The following is a 19,450-nucleotide window of genomic DNA, read 5'->3' on the forward strand; positions in this document are numbered from 1 at the left end:
GAAGCCGCGAGGACTGGTCGTTGCGAACCGGCTGAATCACTTTGAGCGCGGCCTGGGGAGACTGGGGCCTGCACCCGCCTCGCATGTCCGCCGCGCACGTTCTCCGAAGCCCTTGCGACCGACCTGGCCGCGAGGACGCCCTCACCCCGCCGCGGGCCCGTGCCTCATCGCATCCAGCGCGCGTGGATCCGGCCGTTGACCACGTCGACGGCCATCCAGTCGTCCGCGAAGGCGGCGGAGCAGTCGCACTGCACGCCCTTCAGGTGCTCTCGAATCAACTGGAGCTTGAAGCCGCGCGGCGTCTTCAGGATGGCGACAACGCGCTCCTTGGACTGACCGAGTCGCTGCTTCACGTCGAGCACCTTCCCCGTCGCCGCGTCGATGAGCGCCACGCCCACCCATTCGTACCCGGGGCGGTCGTCGCGGGTGAAGAACACCAGCGCGCGGCGGTCATCCACCGCGAAGGCGGAGACGCCACCGCCGACGGACCCTTTCGCTCCAGCCAGCCGGCAGACGGACTTCCCATCCGCGACGTTCGCGATGGAGCCGTACCAGGCCTTCTCCAGCGGCAGCCCGGTCTTCCCTCCCGAGGTCTCCACGACGGCCGTCATGTCGTCCTCGGTGCACTCGCCCGAGGCGGAGTCGAAGGCCACCGAGAACACGTGCGCTCCGACCTGGCACTCCCACCGGAAGTCACAGTCGGCGACCTCCGGTTCGGCGGCCTCCACCGAGACCGCACCGCAGCACAACATCAGCGCCACCCAACCACCGCGTGTCATCGAGGCCTCCGTGCGGGCCCCGCTCGGGCCGCTCGGTGGCCAGCGTCGTAGAGCGCGGCGCGGAGGGCAATGGTGAACGCACCCCACCTGCCCTTGGAACGGGGCACCCCTCCCTCCATGCGAAGGGTGCCCACGCCCATCGTTCACATCGGCTTCGGGGGGAGCGGCTGGGAGCTGAGGCACCACACGTCGCCGCACACCCGCTCGCAGGAGAGCCCCGCGCACTGGTAGGTGGGCACGTCGCACTGCACGCCACAACCACCGCAGTTCATGTTGTCGTTGTAGATGTTGATGCACACCCCATTGCAGAGGTGATGGAACGCCGGAGTGTTCCGCCAGCAGGACTGCGTCTCGGTGGTGTTCGCCGACTGGCAGGAGTCATTGGAGCAGACGGCGCTCGCGACGGAGCGCGACTGCGTGCCAGTCGGATCGCAGTCGTTGTCGAACCCCGCGCACTCGCTCCAACCGCCGACACTCGAGCCTCCGCAGGACGTGCCATTGGTGCTCCGGCTGCAGGTCCGGCTGTTGGAGTAGTACGTGGGCGAGCACTGCTCGGACTGGCACTTCTCACGCATGAACTGCATCGACTGCGTCCCTCCGCTGTCACACACGTCGCTGAAGCCCGCGCAGTCGCTCCAGACGTAGCTGCTGTACTCGGGGCCACACCAGCTCCCCTCGGTGACACGGCCGCAGGACCGCGACTCCACGTAGGAGTCACTGCCGCATGCCCCGCCCGAGCAGACCTGGCTGGAGACGGTGCGCTGCTGTGTCCCTGATTGGGCGCAGGTGCTGCTGAAGGAGCAACTGCTCCAGCCGCCCGCGCCTCCCGAACCGCACGAGAGGCCATCCGTGTCACGGGAGCAGCCCCGGGACTCGGTGGACGAGGAGCCCTGGCAGCTCCCGCTCGAGCACGCGTAGTTCGTCACGCTCCGGGACTGGCTCCCACTCTCCCCGCAGGTACCGGAGAAGCCCCCACAAGCGCCCCAGCTCCCGGTGCCGCTGCCAGGGCCACAGGAGTTCCCGCTCGTGGTCCGTGCACAGCCCTCGCTCTGGGTCGCCGTCGATGCCTGGCACTGCCCGCTGGAGCAGGCGTAGGTCGTCACGTCGCGCGAGCGCGAGCCGGACTCGCCACACTCCCCGGAGAAGCCGCCGCACGCGCTCCAGCCACCGCTCTGCGCGGTGCCACAGGTGGTGCCGTTGGCCACCGCGTCGTCGCCCGGGCACTGCGCGCTGCTGCCCGTGCAGGTCTCCGCCGCGTCGCAGACGTCCGCCGCGCCCCGGCACAGCGTCCCCGCCGACTTGAAGCTCCACTCCGTCGAGGACAGGCCCGGCTCGCACACCTGGCAGGCTCCCGAGGGGTTCGTGGCACCGGGCGCATGGAGCGCGCCATCAATCCAGCAGCCGGCCACACACTGCGCCGCTCCGCCGCACACGCTCCCCGCGCCGCAGGACGTGCCCGCCGCCACAGGAGGGTGCAGACACGCGCCGACGGCATCACACGCGTCCGCCGTACACGGGTTGCCATCCTCCGGACACGCCGCGCCCACCGGCCGGAGCGAGTAGGAGCACGTTCCCCCCGAGCAGGTGCCCGCGGACACATGGCACGGGCTCGGCGGGCTGTTGCAGGTCAGCGCGGTTCCCACGCAGCCACTGGCGCTCTGTCCGTTGCACGTCTCCGCGAGGGTGCAGGCATTGCCGTCATCACACGCCGCACCAGCGGAGCGCACGGTGCACACACCCTCCAACCCCGGCAGGTCGCAGGCATCACACGCGCCACCACAGGCCTTGTTGCAGCAGACGCCGTCGGCACACAGGCCACTGAGGCAATCCATGCCGGAGATGCACATCTCGCCGTTGTCACGCTTCGGCCCCGCGAGGGCCTCCACCGTTCCGGTCGGCACGACGTCGACACACGCGCCATCCGCGCAGGCCTGGCCCTCGGGACAGGAGACGCCCTGACAGGCTTCGTCGATGCAACTGCCATCCTGGCAGACCTCGCCCGCCTGACAGCCCGCATCGCAGGCCTCGTCCGGCGGGTCGGAGGCGCACCGCGCCAGGAAGAAGGAGAACACACACACCACGGCGGTTCTGAGCAACACGCTGCCTGAGGACTGAGGACGCATGGGGGCTCGCAAGAGAAAGGAGGAAGAGAGGATGCGGTCCACCCGCGAGGCGCCGACACCCGGCCTCGCGGGGGAACGCGGGACAGGCTCAGGGCGCGAAGACACCCGTCACGAGCATCGCGCTGGCCTCGGGCCACGCGGAGCGGAAGGGACGGTTCTGGAAGTCCAGGTTGCCGCTCGAGCGCGCCTCGACGAGGGCGAAGTACCGCTTCCCTGCCTCCAGGACGCCCGGTGGCACCATGAGCTGCGTCGCGCTCGTGTAGAGCCGGCCTGCCTGGGGGCCCTGGACGGTGCTGCCCTCGCTGTCCACGTAGATTTCGAAGATGCGGACCCGGTAGTGCGTGGCGTCGCCCACCGAGGGCGCGCTCCACGCGAGCCGGGGCGTGAGCCCCACGCCGGACAGGGTGCCGAACGCATCCTGCCCGTTGAGGGTCGGCATCCGCACGGGACTCAGGCGCGGAGTCAGCGGCGCGGCGCCGAAGGCCGGCAGCGCGTCCGCGTACGTCACCGAGGGACGGAAGTACATCGGCTCCGCCGTGCCTCCGCCCGGCAGCGGCAGTGCGAAGGCCACGGTGAACTCCGTGCTCACCTGCCCCGCCTGCGCGAAGCCCGGGAAGGGATTGCCGTAGGAGAAGGACAGCGCCCGGTCCCCTCCCCCCACCGGCGGGTAGAACGTCATCAGGTCCGGCGCGGCCGCGTAGGTGCCACGCGTCCCATCCGGGAAGGCCGACACGTAGAGCGCGTGCGAGTCCACCTGGGCCGCGGGATGGACCGCCGTCCGCAAGCCCTCGAAGGTGGTGGCACGCCAGTCGACGAGGAGGCCCTGGTCCTGGGGCAGCGCCGCCATCGTCCCCGCCACGGAGGTGGTGGTGGCGTTCGCGACGGTGGCCGTGGTGGTGAAGGCCCGGGTGGCCGCGCTGTAGGTGAGCGTCTCGCCCGCCTCGGTGCCGCCCGGAGTCTTGGTGGAGAGCTGGTGGAACGTCAGGCTGTCACCCCGCGCCGACTCCAGCAGCCGCGAGCCCGGGATGCCTCGGTAGCGCAGCGTCTGCGTCCAGCGGACGGCACCAGCGGTGGGCGCGGTGCCGGCCTGGTGGAGCAACTGCACGCCCTGCCCCCACAGCCCCACGCTCGCGGAGAAGACCTCCAGGTAGTCCTCGGCCTGCCAGGTCGCGAGCCCCTGGAGGTCGACGGCGAGGTACGTCGTGTTGGCTGGCACCACCGCGTCCGGGCGCCCCTGGACGGACGTGCCCAGGTCCACTGAGCGCGACGACGTCACGATGTAGTCCGAGCCGATGCGCAGGTAGTACGCGCCGCGCGGCACGCTGGAGATGGAGAACGTCCCCGCCGCCGTGCCCGTCCCCGGGTACGTGGCGAAGCCACCATCCTGCCGTTCCACGAGGGCGGAGATGGTCGTCGCGCTCAGGTCGAGGCTCCGCTGCACCAGGACATTGCCCGTGGTGAGGTGGTCATCCAGCCGGCTGCCCTGGATGACGAGGGGATGCACCGTGAAGGCCGCGCTGCTCACCGACGGAAGTCCCGCCGAGGAGGCCACCAGCGTGTAGCCCACGTCCGACGCGTCGATGGAGAGCCCCGTGAAGGTCGCGACGCCCGCCACCAGCGTGGCCGACGCGGTGCCCGAAAGGACGCCTCCGCCCGGGTTGTCACCGATGGACAGCGTCACCACACCGGACGACACCGGCACGTTGCGCCCCAGGCTGTCGAGCAGCTCGACCTGGATGTCGGGGGAGATGGGCGCGGTCGCCAGGACGTCGGTGGGCTGGGTGCGGAACACCATGGCCGTGGGGCACGAGAGCCCGCGCCACGTCAGCGGGAAGGACTGGAGCGTCTCCAACCCCTCCGCGTCGGCGACGCGCACCGTCACCACCGGCGCCACCTGCGCGTCCACGCAGGCGGGCGCCGTCCAGAGGACCTCACTGGCGTCACCGCCGCTGGTCGGAGCACCGAGCGCGCCCGTGTTCGTCTCCCAGGCGAAGGTCAGCGCGGAGCCCTCGGGGTCCACGGCACGAACGCTGAAGCGAAGCACGCTGCCGGCCGACGCGTTGCGCGAGGTCTGGAAGGCGCTGGTAATCCGGGGCGCGACATTGGGGGCCACCGGCGGGCCGACGCAGACTCCGAGCCGACCGAAGCCCTCGCCGCCCCTGCCATCCGCCACCCGCACCGTCAATTGGCAGTTGTCGCACGTGGCATTCGCCGGCACCGACGTGGGCGTGAAGCGAGCATTGCGTGAGCCGGCATCGGTCCAGGTGCCCTCGCACGACGCGCTCCACGAATACGCCAGCGACGTGGCGGAATCGTCATTGTCCGTTCCCTGGGCGCTGACGACGATGGCCTGCCCGGGGACGACCTGCGTGGGGGCGCCCGTCAGTGAGACCACCTCTGGCCAGGCGTTGAATCGGACGATGACCTCCGCGGTGCCCACGCCCGTCCCATCCACCTGGATGACGAAGCTGACAGAGGTGGACGCACCCAACTGGTCGGAGACGGTGAGCGTCAGCGTGACAATCCCTTCCGTCGCGGGCGCCGTCCACCGGGCCCGCCGGCTGGCCGCGTTGTCGAAGGTGCCCGCAGTGGCGGTCCACGCGTACGAGAGGACGTCACCAGGGTTGGGATCCCGCGCCGTCGCCAGGAGGTCGACGAAGCCGCCCACCTCCACCGAGGAGCGCGACACGACGAGTGAGGTGATGATGGGGCCCGCGTTGGAGAACTCGGGCGACGGGTCCACCTGCTGGAGCAGGATGTTCACCTGCACCGTCTGGTTGGCGGTGATGGTGACCCCCGTGGCCTCGCCCCGGAAGATGAGCTTGTCCTGGGCGTCATAGGCGGAGGCCCGGAAGCGCCGCTCGGAGCCGGCGCGAATGACGCTCATCAGCCCCGTCCACACCGTGGTGTCCTCCACCAACTGGACGGTCGTCGCGGGGATGTCGGCGGCATCCAGGATGACCTCGACACGCTGGACGTCATCCGCTGTCACGGCTTGTTGCACCGAGATGGCGAAGCGCGCCGAGCCATCCTCGGCGGAGGGAGCTGGAAGGCTGTCTTCACGCTGGCAGCCCACCAGGGAGAGAACGACAGACACGACGACCAGGGTCTGTCTCCAGAGTGGAGACAGCACCCGGAAGGATGCTTGAGTGTGCATAGAGAGGGAGATGTGAAGAGAGGGGACCCTGCCCGCGACGGACAGGCAGACACTTCACCGGGAGGCTCGCGACGCGAGTTCCAGCGGCGATGCTCTTATCACTCAATAAAAGTCTTTCAATTTTTCAACCAGACAAGCTCTCGACTCAAGACATGGATGTCAATTCCCACCCTCGGTGGGGCCGCACCCGGGACGCACTGTCATCCACGACCCGGCGCCTACAGTCCCCCACGAGCGCGTCCAGGCAGACGTCAGGCCTGACACAGCGGTTCGATGGACCCACAAGGTCCCCCTTCCACGCCTGCGCCCCGTCTTTGACACCTCGCGACAAGGCAGCTTAATCTTGATTTGCACGAATAAGCCCGACCCTAAGACAGGGCCGGGAACCTCCGTTGGACCAGGAGCAACCCATGGACTCTCCTTTCCATCGACTCGTCATCAAGCCCGCCCTCGCGATGACCGCCCTGTCTGTGGTCATGGCGGCTTCGCTGACACCGGCCATGCCCAGGCAAGGCGTGGTGCCTCCCCTGACGAACTGGGACCTGGCCGCGGCGCCCCAGCGCACACCGAACACCGAGATGCCGTTTGGCTTCGTCGAGAAGTTCGACGTCGACAACTACACGGACCTCATCTTCGAGGAGAGTCTCAATCCCCGCGCGCAGATTCTCAGGCGCACCCACACGACCGTGAACTGCTACAGCGGGGGCTGTGCCCGCTTCGACGTGCGGCCAGGCTATGTGGCCCAAGGTGATACCGGAATCCTGCTCAACCACCAGAACGGCCTGCGCGCGAACGTCGGCTACATGGTTTATTACGGTCTCGATTGGCCGGCGACGATGCGCGGCGCGGGCCACAAGCACGTTCTGGTCTACGACGACGTCTCCAACGGCGGCAGGAACATCCGCCCGATGGTGACCGAGGGGGCCCTCGAAACGGCGTCCGGCCAGTACGCCTACCGCGGCTTTCGCGCGTGCAACAACGCCGCCGGAATCTGCGCCGACGAATTCAGTTCACATTGGGCCCCCTCCACTCCGACGACCAGGCACTCCTTCCAGATGGAGCAGTTCCTGGAGCAATGGCTCTATGTGGAGTTCGAGGTCGTCATTGGAGGGCTCAACACGCTCTACATCTGGTCTCGGGACGGGCGCCTCCAACACCGCATCGGCTTCTGCAATGGTGGGGTCACCACCGAGGGCTGGAACTGCGGCAACCTGAATGTCGTTGCGCAGCCACTCGACTACAGCCGCATCCTGGCCTATTTCGGTGACCGCCCCAACAATGCCATCACCGCGAACAGCTACGTCTTGATTGACAACATCCGTGTTGGCAACGCGTTCATGGGGCCACCGGCCGGCTTCATCCAGGCCCCCTGACCCGCGCGCTATCGCAGCGTGGAGGTGGGCGACATCCAGGTGGTACGCAGGGGCGCGGCCACCTGGTTCGACTTTGGCGACTGGAAGAGCGAGGTCGCTTCGCGGCGCGGTGATGACGGCACGCTCACGCTCGTAGGCAGCTCGCCGGGTGAGGACGGCTATGAGTTCGTCGTCGCGAACAAGGACAGCAAGAAGTCGCTGGTGCTCCGCGATGCGCAGCATGAGTACGTGTTCATGGAAGCGGAGTAAGGCGCATCGTCGCCACGGCGTCTTGCGCCCGGTCCGCTGACGCAGTCCGCTGACGCAGTCTGCCAATCTGACTGGTCTTGCTGCGTCACCTCTGCCCTGACGGTCTCCAAGTCCCCGTTATCACCCTCACTCCTCCACGGCCGACACAGACCGGATACTGGCTCCGAGAGACTGCCGGTTACCGCGAAAAAGTCATGAGATAGAGTCTCAGCGCGCACACCCCTGCCCACTGAAGGCTCTCGAATGAACAGCACGGCGAAGCAGTCCTGCAAGACGGTGTCGGACCGCAAATGGACCCTGAGCACGTTCATGGAGTTCTATGAACGCGTCTTGGGGCCCAAGCTCTTCAAGCCCTACGGCGAGCTCCTCGTCCGTGAGATCCGCAAGGACATCCGGCCGGAAGCTCCCGTCACGAGCATCCTCGAGGTCGCCTGTGGGACGGGCCGAATCACCACGCATCTCTACGAGGAGCTGGCCAGGCCGCTGAACCTGAAACTGGTTGCAACGGACCTCTCCAAGATTGCCATCGAGGTGTGCAAGACGGTGGTGGGCGACGACCTCAATCGGGACGTCGAGTTCCATGCCGACGTCGACATGGCGGACCTGCCTTTCAGCAACGACAGCTTCGACATCATCGTCTGTGGCTTTGGCCTGATGTTTCCACCCGACAAGAGCAAGGTCGCGCGGGAGTTCAAGCGAGTCCTTCGTCCGGGAGGGAAGATCTACGGCACGGTCTTCCATTACAATGAGCTGTTTGGCCTGACGCTGGAGCAGACGCAGAAGCTCTTCGGCGCTCCCTCGGCCATCCTGGATGGAGCGCTCAGCCTGAGCGATCATTCAGCTATCACGAGCGCGTTCTCCATGGAGGGGCTCGCCAGGGGCGTCGCGGAGGTCGTGACGTCGTGTCCCCTGACCTTCCATCTGGACGAGCAGGACACGAGAGAATTCCTCTTCAATACCTGCGTCTTGCTGGAGGAGTTCAACCAGTGCGACACCCTCACCCGGGAGGCGTATCTCGATACGATTCTCGGAGAGCTTCGTGCGCATGTTCCCAGCCAGAACTATGCGGTCAATGCCTGGCTCCTGCGCGGTGCGGTTGACGAGGCCAGCAAGCAGACCGTTGCTGTCAGCGCCCTGCCCGACTTCGGTGAACTCAGCGCGTTCCGTGCGATGGCGCCGGAACTCGTCGAGAGTCGAGATGATCGGTTGCTCCCGCTTTCCGATGCACCTGCCCTGCGCCGATACCAGGCAATGAAGTCAGCCTTCCTGGCCGAGCATCCGGAGTATCCCGACGACGAAGTGGAAGCCCTGAGACGCGAGGAGTTCTCACGCCTGGATGCACAACGGGTGACCTATCTGGATCATGTGGGCGGTGGCATCGCTCCAGAGAGCCTCATCGAGCATGACTACCAGGTCCTGAAGAATACGATCCTCGGCAATCCCCACACCGGCTCGAAGGCCACCGAGGAGGCGCACGAGAAGGCCCGTTCGGAGATCTACCGGTTCTTCCGCTGCTCGCCGGAGGAGTACGAGATCATCTTCACCCCGAACGCCAGCGGCGCCATCAGGCTGGTCGCGGAGTCGTTCCCCTTCGAGAGCGGCTCGGAGCTCCTGCTCGCCAAGGACAACCACACCTCCATCCACGGCATCCGGGAATTCGCCAGGTCCAAGGGCGCGTCTGTCAAGTACGTCCCCCTGAACAAGGAACTGCTGCTCCTCGAGAGTTCGCTGGAGCGCATGCTCGAGAAGCTCGACAGGAACCACGCCCACCTTTTCGCGTTCCCCGCGCAGTCCAACGCCACGGGCGCGAAGCATGACCTGAAATGGATCAAGCGCGCTCAAGAGCGCGGAGCGATGGTCCTGTGTGACGCGGCGGCGTTCGTCCCCCTGTCGGCGTTCGATTTCGAGACCTATCAACCGGACTTCGTCCCGGTCTCCCTCTACAAGATATTTGGCTATCCGACCGGGGCCGGCTGTCTCATCGCGAAGAGAGCATCCCTGCGCAAGCTGACCCCGCCGTCCTTCGCCGGTGGAGCGGTGTGTTACTACTCCGGGCCGTGGTCTACCACGGACAGGATGTTGCACCATGACCAGGGGCGCCAGTTCGAAATCGGTACGCCCAACTACGCATCCTTCCATGCCATCGCCTATGGCTTCGAATTCATCTCCAGACTCGGAGTCGGCCACATCGGCGGTCGAGCGAACGCGCTGGCTCGATGGCTCGAAACGCAGTTGCAGTCACTGCGGCATGAAATCAAGGCCAAGGGCCCCCTCTGTCGAGTCTATGGCCCCGCGCCGGAAGACAAGGGCGCGACGGTCATGATGAACGTGTTCGACTGCTACAACGCGGTCTTCCCGCACGCCCAGGTCAAGAGAGCCGCCGAGTCCTTTGGCATCACCCTGCGCAATGGCTGCTTCTGCAACCTGGGCGCGGTACAGCACGCCACCTACTCGACCGCGGGCTCGGAACACTGCGAACTCGACAAGAAGCGGAAGATCCTCGACTGCAAGACCTTTGATGAGGAGGTCCTCACCAAGGGGCTCTGCGGAGCCGTTCGCGTTTCGTTCGGCCTCGGCTCGAACTTCCGCGACGCCTATCGTTTCTATCTGTTCGCGAAGTCCTTGATGAACACCGAGACCTCGCGGCTGGAAGACCATCTGGCCGCCGCTTCGTGAGCAGAAGAGCATCCCCATAGCAACCGTCGAACGGGCCCGCCAGGGGTGGCCATACGCCGCCACGCCCTGGGAGCGGCCGACCTCGAGCAGCAACCGGCCTGTCAGCGCGCCTCATGGGCGTCGAGCCCGCAGCGCAAAGGCAATCAGCCCGCAATGGCATCACAAACAGCCCGCACCCGGCCCGCACCGCCTGACATTCGCGGATTCGCTTGCCATTTCTGAAATGATCAACAACCCTGGCGTGTAACCATCCCAGGCAAGCGCACGAGTCACCCTGGCATCGGGGCGCGCATCGGCCCAGGCATTCATCACAAAGAGTCACAAACGGCCCCGACACAGACCCCCCGCTCACAGAAAGCCCGCACATGAACAGCACTGCGAAGCAGTCTTGCAAGACGGTGTCTGAGCGCAAGTGGACCCTGAGCACGTTCATGGAGTTCTATGAGCGCGTGTTGGGGCCCAAGCTCTTCAAACCCTATGGCGAACTCCTCGTACGGGAAATCCGCAAGGACATCCGACCGGAAGCACCCATCACGAACATCCTCGAGGTCGCCTGTGGGACGGGCCGAATCACCACGCATCTCTACGAAGATCTGGCCAGGCCGCTCAATCTGAAACTGGTTGCAACGGACCTCTCCAAGATTGCCATCGACGTGTGCAAGACGGTGGTGGGCGACGAGCTCAAGCGGGACGTCGATTTCCATGCCGATGTCGACATGGCGGACCTGCCCTTCAGCAACGACAGCTTCGACATCATCGTCTGTGGTTTTGGCCTGATGTTCCCACCCGACAAGACCAAGGTCGCGCGAGAGTTCAAGCGAGTCCTTCGTCCGGGAGGGAAGATCTACGGCACGGTCTTCCACTACAATGAGCTGTTTGGACTGACCCGGGAACAGTCGCAGAAGCTCTTTGGAACTCCGTCGGCCGTCCTGGACAGGGCGCTCAGCCTGACCGACCATACAGCGATCACGAGCGCGTTCTCCCTGGAGGGGCTCGCCAGAGGCGTCGCCGAGGTCGCGACGTCATGTCCCTTGTCGTTCTTCCTGGGCGAGGAGGACACAAGAGAGTTCATCTTCAACACCTGCATCTTGCTGGAGGAGTTCAACCAGTGCGACACCCCTACCCGGGAGGCGTATCTCGATACGATTCTCAGGGAGCTTCGCACGCGTGTCCCGACCCAGAACTACGAGGTCAAGGCCTGGCTCCTGCGCGGAGCGGTCGACGAGGCCAGCAAGCAGACCGTTGCCGTCAGCGCCCTGCCTGACTTCAATGGACTGAACTCGTTTCGTGCGATGGCGCCGGAGCTCGTCGAGAGTCGAGAGAAACGGCTGCTCTCCCGCTCCGACGCGCACGCCCTGCGGGAATACCAGACCATGAAGTCGGCCTTCCTGGCCGAGCATCCGGAGTATCCCGACGACGAGGTGGAGGCCCTGAGGCGCGAGGAGTTCTCACGCCTGGATGCACAATCAGAGACCTATCTGGATCACGTGGGCGGTGCCATCGCCCCAGAGAGCCTCATTGATCGTGACCATCAGGTCCTGAGGAATACGATTCTCGGCAATCCGCACACCGGCTCGAAGGCCACCGAAGCGGCGTACGAGAAGGCCCGCTCGGAGATCTACCGATTCTTCCGCTGCTCACCGGAAGAGTACGAGATCATCTTCACCCCGAACGCCAGCGGGGCCATCAGGCTGGTCGCGGAGTCGTTCCCCTTCGAGAGCGGCTCGGAGTTCCTGCTCGCCAAGGACAACCACACCTCCATCCACGGCATCCGGGAGTTCGCCAAGGCCCGGGGCGCCGCTGTCAGGTACATCCCTCTGGACAAGGAGCTGCTGCTCGTCGAGAGCTCACTGCGGCGCTCGCTCGAGAAGCTCGACAGGAACCACGCCCACCTTTTCGCGTTCCCCGCGCAGTCCAACGCGACAGGTGTGAAGCATGACCTGAAATGGATCAAGTTCGCGCAAGAGCGCGGAGCGATGGTCCTGTGCGACGCGGCGGCGTTCGTCCCCCTGTCGGCGTTCGATTTCGAGACCTATCAACCGGACTTCGTCCCCGTATCCCTCTACAAGATATTTGGCTATCCAACCGGGTCCGGCTGTCTCATCGCGAAGAGAGATTCCCTGCGCAAGCTGACCCCGCCATCCTTCGCCGGGGGCGCGGTGTGTTACTACTCCGGGCCGTGGTCTCCCACGGACCGGCTGTTGCACCACGACCAGGGGAGGCAGTTCGAAATCGGCACGCCCAACTATGCATCCTTCCACGCCATCGCCTATGGCTTCGAGTTCATCTCCAGGCTCGGAGTCCACAACATCGGCGGTCGCGCGAAGGCGCTGGCTCGATGGCTCGAAACGCAGCTACAGCCGTTACAGCACGAGATCAAAGCCAAGGGCCCGCTCTGCCGGGTCTATGGCCCCGCGTCGGAAGACAAGGGCGCGACGGTCATGTTGAACCTGTTCGACTGCTACAACTCGGTCTTCCCTCATTCGCAGGTCAAGAGAGCCGCCGAGTCCTTCGGCATCACGCTTCGCAATGGCTGTTTCTGCAATCTGGGCGCGGTACAGCATGCCACCTACACCACCGCTGGCGCGGAGCACTGCGAGCTCGACAAGACGAAGAAGATCTTCGATTGCAGGACCTTCGACGATGAGATTCTCAACAAGGGGCTCTGCGGAGCGGTTCGCGTCTCGTTCGGCCTCGGCTCGAACTTCCGCGACGCCTATCGCTTCTATCTGTTCGCGAAGTCCTTGATGAACACCGAGACCTCGAGGCTGCAGGACTACCTGGCCGCCGCTTCGTGACCAGGTGTACGCTCCGGCCTGTCACGAGGGTTCGACGAGGCAGGGCATGGCTTGGTGGAATGAGTTGATGGGGCGCGTGTCGGGAGCCGGTCGTTCGCCGGCCCTGGCACAGCGGGTCGAGGTGGCACCCGGGCTCACGGTGTCTGTCACCCGGCACGCCCGCCCGACGTCGAAGGGGCCCGTGGACTGCGTGTCGTACGTGTCGGACGGACTCGCCGCCAAGGGGCAGAAGGAGCTGGTGTTCACGCTGCCTGCGGGGATGGCGGATGAGGCCTTTTCATCCAAGCTGTTCTCGTTCTTCGCCACGATCAACCAGTTCGCCGAGCAGGGGCGCACCGTGGACACGGGCGGTCACACCCAGTTCGGACAGAGGAGTCTGTTCCCTGGCCGGCATCTGCTCTACGTCCCGGCGGAGCCCCTGCCGGAGGTGTCCGTTCCGCCAAACGCACTCGCCGCCGTTCCCGTGACGGAGGGGGAACTGGCGCTGGTCGAGCGCTTCGGGGCGACGCGGGTGATGTCCTCGCTGGGCCGGATGTGCTCACACTTCCCCTGCCCCACCTGGTTCGACCCCGAGCGGCCCGAGCTGCCGCATGCGGAGATGCTCCAGGCGAGCATGTTGTCGAACATCGCGAGTGCCCGCCTCAGGGAAGCACGGGTCCTCCAGATGGGGAGCGACATCGTCCTGCGCCTCGTTCCGGGCGCCGAGGCGCTCCTCCAGCAGTTGTTCGCGGAGCTTCCGGCGAACATGCCCTTCGCGCTGCTCACGGGACTCGACCCGACCGCGGATGCGTACTTCGTCTGGGCGCCGGGCCAGCGCGAACCTCAAGCCATCACTCCCCCCGGGCAGAACAACGCCGAGCGGCTCTGCGGAAACTTCCTCGTGGTCGTCCCGGAGCAGGAAAAGGACGCGAGCCAGCTGGTGGAGGACGGCTTTGCCTGGCTGCTCACCGAGGCCTCCTGGAAGGCCGTGAAGCGGGCCCTGACCGAAGGCGGGGCGCTCGCGCTTCTGGACTCGGCGGGCAGCAAGCGCTTGCGCATCGAGTGGGCGTAGAGCACCTTCGCCCGAACATGAAGCCCACGCCCGGAGACATTCTCGCCGTCTACAACCCTCGGCTGGACGCCTACACCGCCGTCCAGGTGACCGCCCTGAAGGCGGAGGGGAAGAGCGAGGTGGCCGCCGTGCTGGCCTTGGACTGGGTGGGCCCCGCCCTCCCCGACGCCGCGGCCGTGGCGACCATGGCGCCCGCCAACTTCAACTTCTTCTTCTGGAAGGACCACCGCGTCCACGTCTGGGTGTCCGCCGAGGTTCCTCGTGGCTACACGCTCGTGGGTCACCGGCCGCCCCTCGTCGTCGAGGACGTCAAAAGCTACAGCGGCTGGCCCTCCGGCAGCGCCACCTACAGTCAGCGGCGCTGGGAAGCCATCCCCCAGGCCGAGCGCGACCTCTTCAAGCAGATGGACGCCAACCGCGACAAGAGCGTGGTGCTCAAGCTGGGCGACCGCGAGGTGCTCCGCTCGACGCAGCGGCTCGACACGGACAGGCTCGCCGCCGCCCCCAATCTCGCGGTGTTCGAGGTGCTGCCCATCCTGACGTCCGTCAACGCCGACGCCCCCATCCCCGGGCTGTTCGACTTCATCCGCCGCCGCCCGTTCGTCTATGAGTCGGACGTGCGGGCCCACGGGGAGCGCGTCGTCGACCTGCGTGGCGCCAATCTGACGCGACTCACCCTGGAGGTGACGGGCGTCCACGAGCTCCACCTCAACGAAGGACTGGAGCACCTGTCCCTGATGGGACAGGCCAGCCCGGAGTTGAAGATTCACGCGGAAGCCGATGGCCGATGGCTGACGCTGTCCGTGAACAACCCGGCCATGGCCTGGTCCGGACTTGACGCACTGGACGGACTGCATGTGCATGCCGCACAGGAGGTAGATGTCGCCGGCATCGTGAGGCGCTTTCCGAAACTGACGGAGCTGCGCATCTGGGGGGCTCCTGGCTACTTGAGGAACACCTCCGCGCTGGCGGCGCTCCCCGAACTGCGCATGCTGACGTTGTGCGACATGTTTGGAATCACGCCCGACGAGTTCCCCGGTCCGGAGCGATTCGCGCATCTGGGGATGCTCTGGCTGACGAGCATTCCCGCCGAACTCGCCGCCGAGGTGAAGAAGACATACAAGACCGCGGCTCGCGAGGGCCTGGACCTGTCCGTGCGTCAGCCGCGCAAGGCCGAATGGCTGGCGGAGAACCTGGACAACCCGTTCCGCATCTGGGACGGGGCCGACACCATCAGCCCGACCCAGGCCAAGAAGGCCGCGACGCTGTATCGACAGGCCCGGTCGGCCGCGCTCAAGGCCGCGTCCGAGGAGCCCAGCGCCGCCGCCCTGGTCTCCGCGCTCACGCCCATCGTCACGACCTATACCGAGGGCTTCAACAAGATGGATGCTCGCAAGACCTTCATCTACACCGAGGAGCGTGAGCACATCTACGTCGCGCTGATGGGCATCTTCGACGCGGTGGACGAGAAGCTCCGGTCCCAGGGCGGGGCATCCGCCGAGCCCCTGAATCGAGAGGCGCTGGTCTCGGTGCTGGATTCGATTCGCGACTTCTAGCGTGTCGCCGCGCTCAAGCCGCGTTCAGTCCTTTCCCAGGGTACGGAACACGGCGGGCAGCTCCTGGGCGCCCAGCCCCGCGTCGACGGCCCGCCGGTAGTTCTCGAGCAACTCCCTGGGGAAGCGCGTGCTGATGCGTGCGTCCTGGCTCAGCCGGACGATGTGCTCGATGGCCGCGACATGGGTGTTGAGGCTGCACTGCTCACCCGTGAAGTCGTCGCGCGCGACCATGTCCTGCGCGGCATCGGCGGTGACGGAGATCAACCCCAGGAAGGAGTTCTTCTGGGCGAAGAATGCCTTCGGGTCGAGTCCCTCGGCCTTGCACATCGCCGCCGCGTGGAGGACCGCCAGGGAGCCTCCGTAGTAGGCCTCGAGAATCGCGCAGTCGAGCGTCGCCGCGGAGCCAATCTTCTCGTCGACGTAGACGGAGTTCTTCGCCACCGCCTGGAGCGTCCCGAGGTGCCGGTCGAAGACCGCGCGCGACCCGGCGTAGAAGACCGTGGCGTAGTCGGTGGCCACGAAGGCGGGATAGGCGAGGATGGCCGCATCCAGGTAGTCCACGCCGTGGGCCGTCGCCCACTCCAGCGCGTTCCTTGCGTCCGCGGGCGAGCCACTGGTGAGCTGGACGAGCGTCGTCCCGGCGAGCGCCGCCACCACGTCCTTCGAGGAGAACACCTCCGAGAAGGCGGCGTAGTTCGACAGCGAGACGACCACGAGGTCGCGCCCCGTGATGGCCTCGCGCAGCTCCTCGAACGCGAGGGTGCCACCGCCCACGGCCTGGGCCTTGCTCGGCGTCCTGTTCCAGACCGCGACCTCGTGCCCCACCGCCGCGAAGGCCCGCGCGAGTGCACTTCCCATGAGCCCGCTGCCAATCACCGCGATCTTCGACGAACGGCCGGATGTCATCTTCAGTCTCCTGATGCTGCGCTCGAATGCCGCGCCCGGAATCGGGGCCTGAAGATGAGACCACAGCTTCGGGAGGAATCGACCCTGGATGTTTTTGTCCGCCTCCGGGGAACGTCGTCCGTGCGGGCCTCAGTCCGCCAGCGAGCCTGACTGGAGGGTGCTCGCCGCCGAGTTCGTCATCCGCTCCGCCAGCGTTTGCACCGAGCGCGCCACGTTGCGCGTCTCCTCCACGACGCGAAGCGTCTGCTGCATCTCCTGGGAGAGGTCCTGGATGGCCACGGCTATCTGGGACGTGCCCGCCTCCTGCTGCGACACCGCCGCGGAGATCTGCCGCACGCTGCCGCTGGTGTCGCCGATGATGCCCGCGAGCTTCTGAAGCTGCGTGCCCGACACGCGCACCGCATCCAGGCCCACCCTCACCCGCTGCTCGCCCTGCTCGCTGAGCTTCGCGGCCTCGCGCATGCTGGTGCTCACGCCCTCGAGCACCTCGCGAATGCGCTGGGTGGCGACAACGGACTGGTCCGCCAGGCTGCGCACCTCCCGCGACACCACGGCGAACCCCTTGCCATGCTCCCCGCTGCGCGCCGCTTCAATCGCCGCGTTGACCGCCAGCATGTTGGACTGGTCCGCCAGTCCCTTGACGGTGTCGACGATGCCGGAAATCTCCCGGGTCCGCGAATCCAGCGCGAGCATGCGCGCGGCCATCCCCGACACCTCCAGACGAATGGCTTCCAGGTTCGTCAGCGTCTTCTCGATGGCCGCACCGCCCTCGCGGCCTGCCTCCTCCGCGACCACAATGGAGTGGGTCAGCGCTCGCGTCTTCTCCGACGTGACGAGCGAGCCCTGACGGATTTCCTGCACCGTCTGGTCCAGCTCCTTGAGCGCCGTGGCCTGCCGGTCGATTCCCACCGTCTGCGCCTCGCTCGACGTGCGGAGCTGCTGCACCACCGACGCCAGCTCTCCGGCGCCGCGCCCCATGTCCCTGGCGAGCATCTGTACGTCCAGGCGCCGGGCCTCCAACTGGCGCGTATGCGATTCCAGCGAGCGCACCACCCGCAGGGAGCGCCGCGCGACGATTCCCACCAGCGACGCGGTGAGCGCCAGGAAGCCCCAGTGGACGAACGAGCCCTCCAGCTTCACCCAGCCCAGCAGCGGCAGCATGCCGAGCACGAGAATGGCGGCGAGCACGCCCAGGCCGACGCCGAAGATGCGTGCATCGACATTGCCGCGATACGCGGCGACGACCGCGACAATGACATACGCCAGCAGGCAGGGGATGGAGTAGAGCATCACCACCTGGAACAGCCAGCTCGCGACGCCCAGGTCCACCAGCACCACCGCGGTATTGAGGACCGCGAGCACGGTCAGGCACCACACCAGCCCCCGGAACCAGCGCAGCCGGCCCTCCAGGATGCCATCCAGGATGAACCAGCCCAGTCCCGGCAGCACACAGTACGCCGCCGTGAAGGTGACCTGCCCCATCACCCGGTCCACGTCCCAGGCCAGGGGCAGCACACCGCTCATGCCCGCCAGCAACACGCCCGAGCTTCCGGCGAAGACGGCGAGCGACAGCAGCACGCGCCGCTGCCCGCCCATCAACGCCATGCCCAGGGCGACCAGCGCGACGACCACCAGCAGCACCCCCGTCAAGAGGGACGCCTGGCCCTGCCGCAGCACCTGCGCCATCAGCGCCGGGTGGGAGCCCACTTGCGCCCGCAAAGTCACGCCGATGGCCGGAGTGCTGCTCTGGATGCGGAGCAGCATCCGCGAGCCCTGGACCGAGGACGGCAGGGGAATCAGCTTCCCCAGAATGCCCTGCCTCACCTCGGTGCCCGACGGGTTCACCGTCCCGCTCGAGTAGACGCGCCGGCCCCCGACGTAGACCTCGAAGGCGTTGGACACGGAGCCCAGCAGCAGCGCGGGCTCACCCCACCCACCCTCCGGGATGGGAATGCTCACCCACAGGAGCGTGTGTCTCCCCCGTCCCGGCGGCGTCCCCAGCGCCTGCATGGGTCGCCACGCGCTCGTATCGGCTTCACGCGCCCAGACGGGCACACCCTCCGGCCCCAGCGGTGAGTCTCCCCAGCGGTAGAGCCATCCCTCCCGCAGGTCGTCCACCCCGCCCTCGCGCACCTGCGCCTGGACGTCGGAGCCCCACACCGCCAACACGAGCAGCACACGCGCCAGGCGCGACAGCCACCTCCCATCAAAACGCCCCTTCATGAAAGGAAGCCCTCGCGGCGAGACATGAAACATCGATGACGAGCGCTGCGAGACATGAGACCGGGCCATGAAGGCACCGATGCTCATGTGTCGACGACACCTCCGCAAACGGGTCTCTCTCACCCCGCCCGCCTGCTCCACACGCGTGCATCACCAGCGCTGCCTCCGAGCACGCATCCACTCCGCGTGACGACGCGATGCAGTGCCGACAGCGCCATGAATCAGCAATCCCAGACTTCCGCTCTCCGAGCCCGCGCACCGGCTCACAACGCCCGCTGTCCGGATTCCAGAAACTGGATCCAGCCCTCGGACAACCGTGACAGCGGACCGTTTCAGATGGCTTCAACTCCAGACAACCGCGCGGTGAATCCGTTGTTTCGCACTGGCACCCTCGTTGCTCTTCCGCGAGGCCGTGACAGAGCGAGCGACATCCCCCCACGAGCCTTCTCCCCGGCGTGAAACATCTGGCTGGGATTCCAAGCCACCCGGCGAATTCTCGGTTTCTACCGCACCGCTCCTGACGGATTCGACCTCCCTTCGCGCGCCGCCCCTCCCCGCC

The 19,450-nt window shown here is 66.5% G+C and carries 11 protein-coding genes; 6 read left to right on the forward strand and 5 right to left on the reverse strand.

Annotated features, from left to right (window positions below; all coding sequences use genetic code 11):
* Positions 1 to 164: 164 nt before the first annotated feature.
* The 3 genes from FJV41_RS24595 to FJV41_RS24605 form a co-directional block, all read right to left on the reverse strand.
* Positions 165 to 779: a hypothetical protein gene (locus tag FJV41_RS24595; protein ID WP_141644985.1), complete on the reverse strand. Its 615-nt coding sequence runs from the start codon at positions 777 to 779 to the stop codon at positions 165 to 167.
* A 143-nt stretch (positions 780 to 922) separates the two neighbouring features.
* Entirely contained in the window at positions 923 to 2,902 is a 1,980-nt protein-coding gene (locus FJV41_RS24600) for a hypothetical protein (protein ID WP_181790909.1), read from the reverse strand.
* 88 nt (positions 2,903 to 2,990) lie between these two features.
* Positions 2,991 to 5,999 (reverse strand): hypothetical protein, encoded by a 3,009-nt coding sequence (locus FJV41_RS24605; RefSeq protein WP_141644987.1) that lies wholly within the window; start codon positions 5,997 to 5,999, stop codon positions 2,991 to 2,993.
* Positions 6,000 to 6,469: 470 nt separating this feature from the next.
* Here FJV41_RS24605 and FJV41_RS24610 point away from each other — a divergent pair, with 470 nt between their 5' ends.
* From FJV41_RS24610 to FJV41_RS24635, 6 genes are all read left to right on the forward strand, one after another.
* Positions 6,470 to 7,432, forward strand: coding sequence for a hypothetical protein (locus tag FJV41_RS24610; protein ID WP_141644988.1), 963 nt, complete (start codon positions 6,470 to 6,472; stop codon positions 7,430 to 7,432).
* Positions 7,433 to 7,471: 39 nt separating this feature from the next.
* Positions 7,472 to 7,681: a hypothetical protein gene (locus FJV41_RS24615; RefSeq protein ID WP_217445989.1), complete on the forward strand. Its 210-nt coding sequence runs from the start codon at positions 7,472 to 7,474 to the stop codon at positions 7,679 to 7,681.
* A gap of 243 nt (positions 7,682 to 7,924) precedes the next feature.
* Positions 7,925 to 10,357 carry an aminotransferase class V-fold PLP-dependent enzyme gene (locus tag FJV41_RS24620; protein ID WP_141644990.1) on the forward strand — a complete coding sequence of 811 codons (2,433 nt, stop codon included), beginning with the start codon at positions 7,925 to 7,927 and terminating at the stop codon, positions 10,355 to 10,357.
* 365 nt (positions 10,358 to 10,722) lie between these two features.
* On the forward strand, positions 10,723 to 13,155 hold the full coding sequence (locus FJV41_RS24625) for an aminotransferase class V-fold PLP-dependent enzyme (RefSeq protein WP_141644991.1): 2,433 nt from the start codon (positions 10,723 to 10,725) through the stop codon (positions 13,153 to 13,155).
* A gap of 46 nt (positions 13,156 to 13,201) precedes the next feature.
* Positions 13,202 to 14,206, forward strand: a complete 1,005-nt coding sequence (locus tag FJV41_RS24630) for a hypothetical protein (RefSeq protein WP_141644992.1) — start codon at positions 13,202 to 13,204, stop codon at positions 14,204 to 14,206.
* Positions 14,207 to 14,223: 17 nt separating this feature from the next.
* A complete protein-coding gene (locus FJV41_RS24635; RefSeq protein ID WP_141644993.1) occupies positions 14,224 to 15,762 on the forward strand; it encodes a gliding motility protein in 1,539 nt (512 codons plus the stop codon).
* Positions 15,763 to 15,786: 24 nt separating this feature from the next.
* On the opposite strand, the gene FJV41_RS24640 is transcribed toward FJV41_RS24635, so the two are convergent.
* Together FJV41_RS24640 and FJV41_RS24645 are read right to left on the reverse strand one after the other, a co-directional pair.
* The gene (locus FJV41_RS24640; protein ID WP_141644994.1) at positions 15,787 to 16,668 is read right to left on the reverse strand and encodes an NAD(P)-dependent oxidoreductase; all 882 of its coding nucleotides are present in this window, start codon (positions 16,666 to 16,668) and stop codon (positions 15,787 to 15,789) included.
* 129 nt (positions 16,669 to 16,797) lie between these two features.
* On the reverse strand, positions 16,798 to 18,891 hold the full coding sequence (locus tag FJV41_RS24645) for a methyl-accepting chemotaxis protein (protein WP_246137387.1): 2,094 nt from the start codon (positions 18,889 to 18,891) through the stop codon (positions 16,798 to 16,800).
* Positions 18,892 to 19,450 lie beyond the last annotated feature (559 nt).

Origin of the sequence: Myxococcus llanfairpwllgwyngyllgogerychwyrndrobwllllantysiliogogogochensis, from assembly GCF_006636215.1 — a bacterium.
In the GTDB taxonomy this organism is placed as follows: Bacteria; Myxococcota; Myxococcia; order Myxococcales; family Myxococcaceae; genus Myxococcus; species Myxococcus llanfairpwllgwyngyllgogerychwyrndrobwllllantysiliogogogochensis.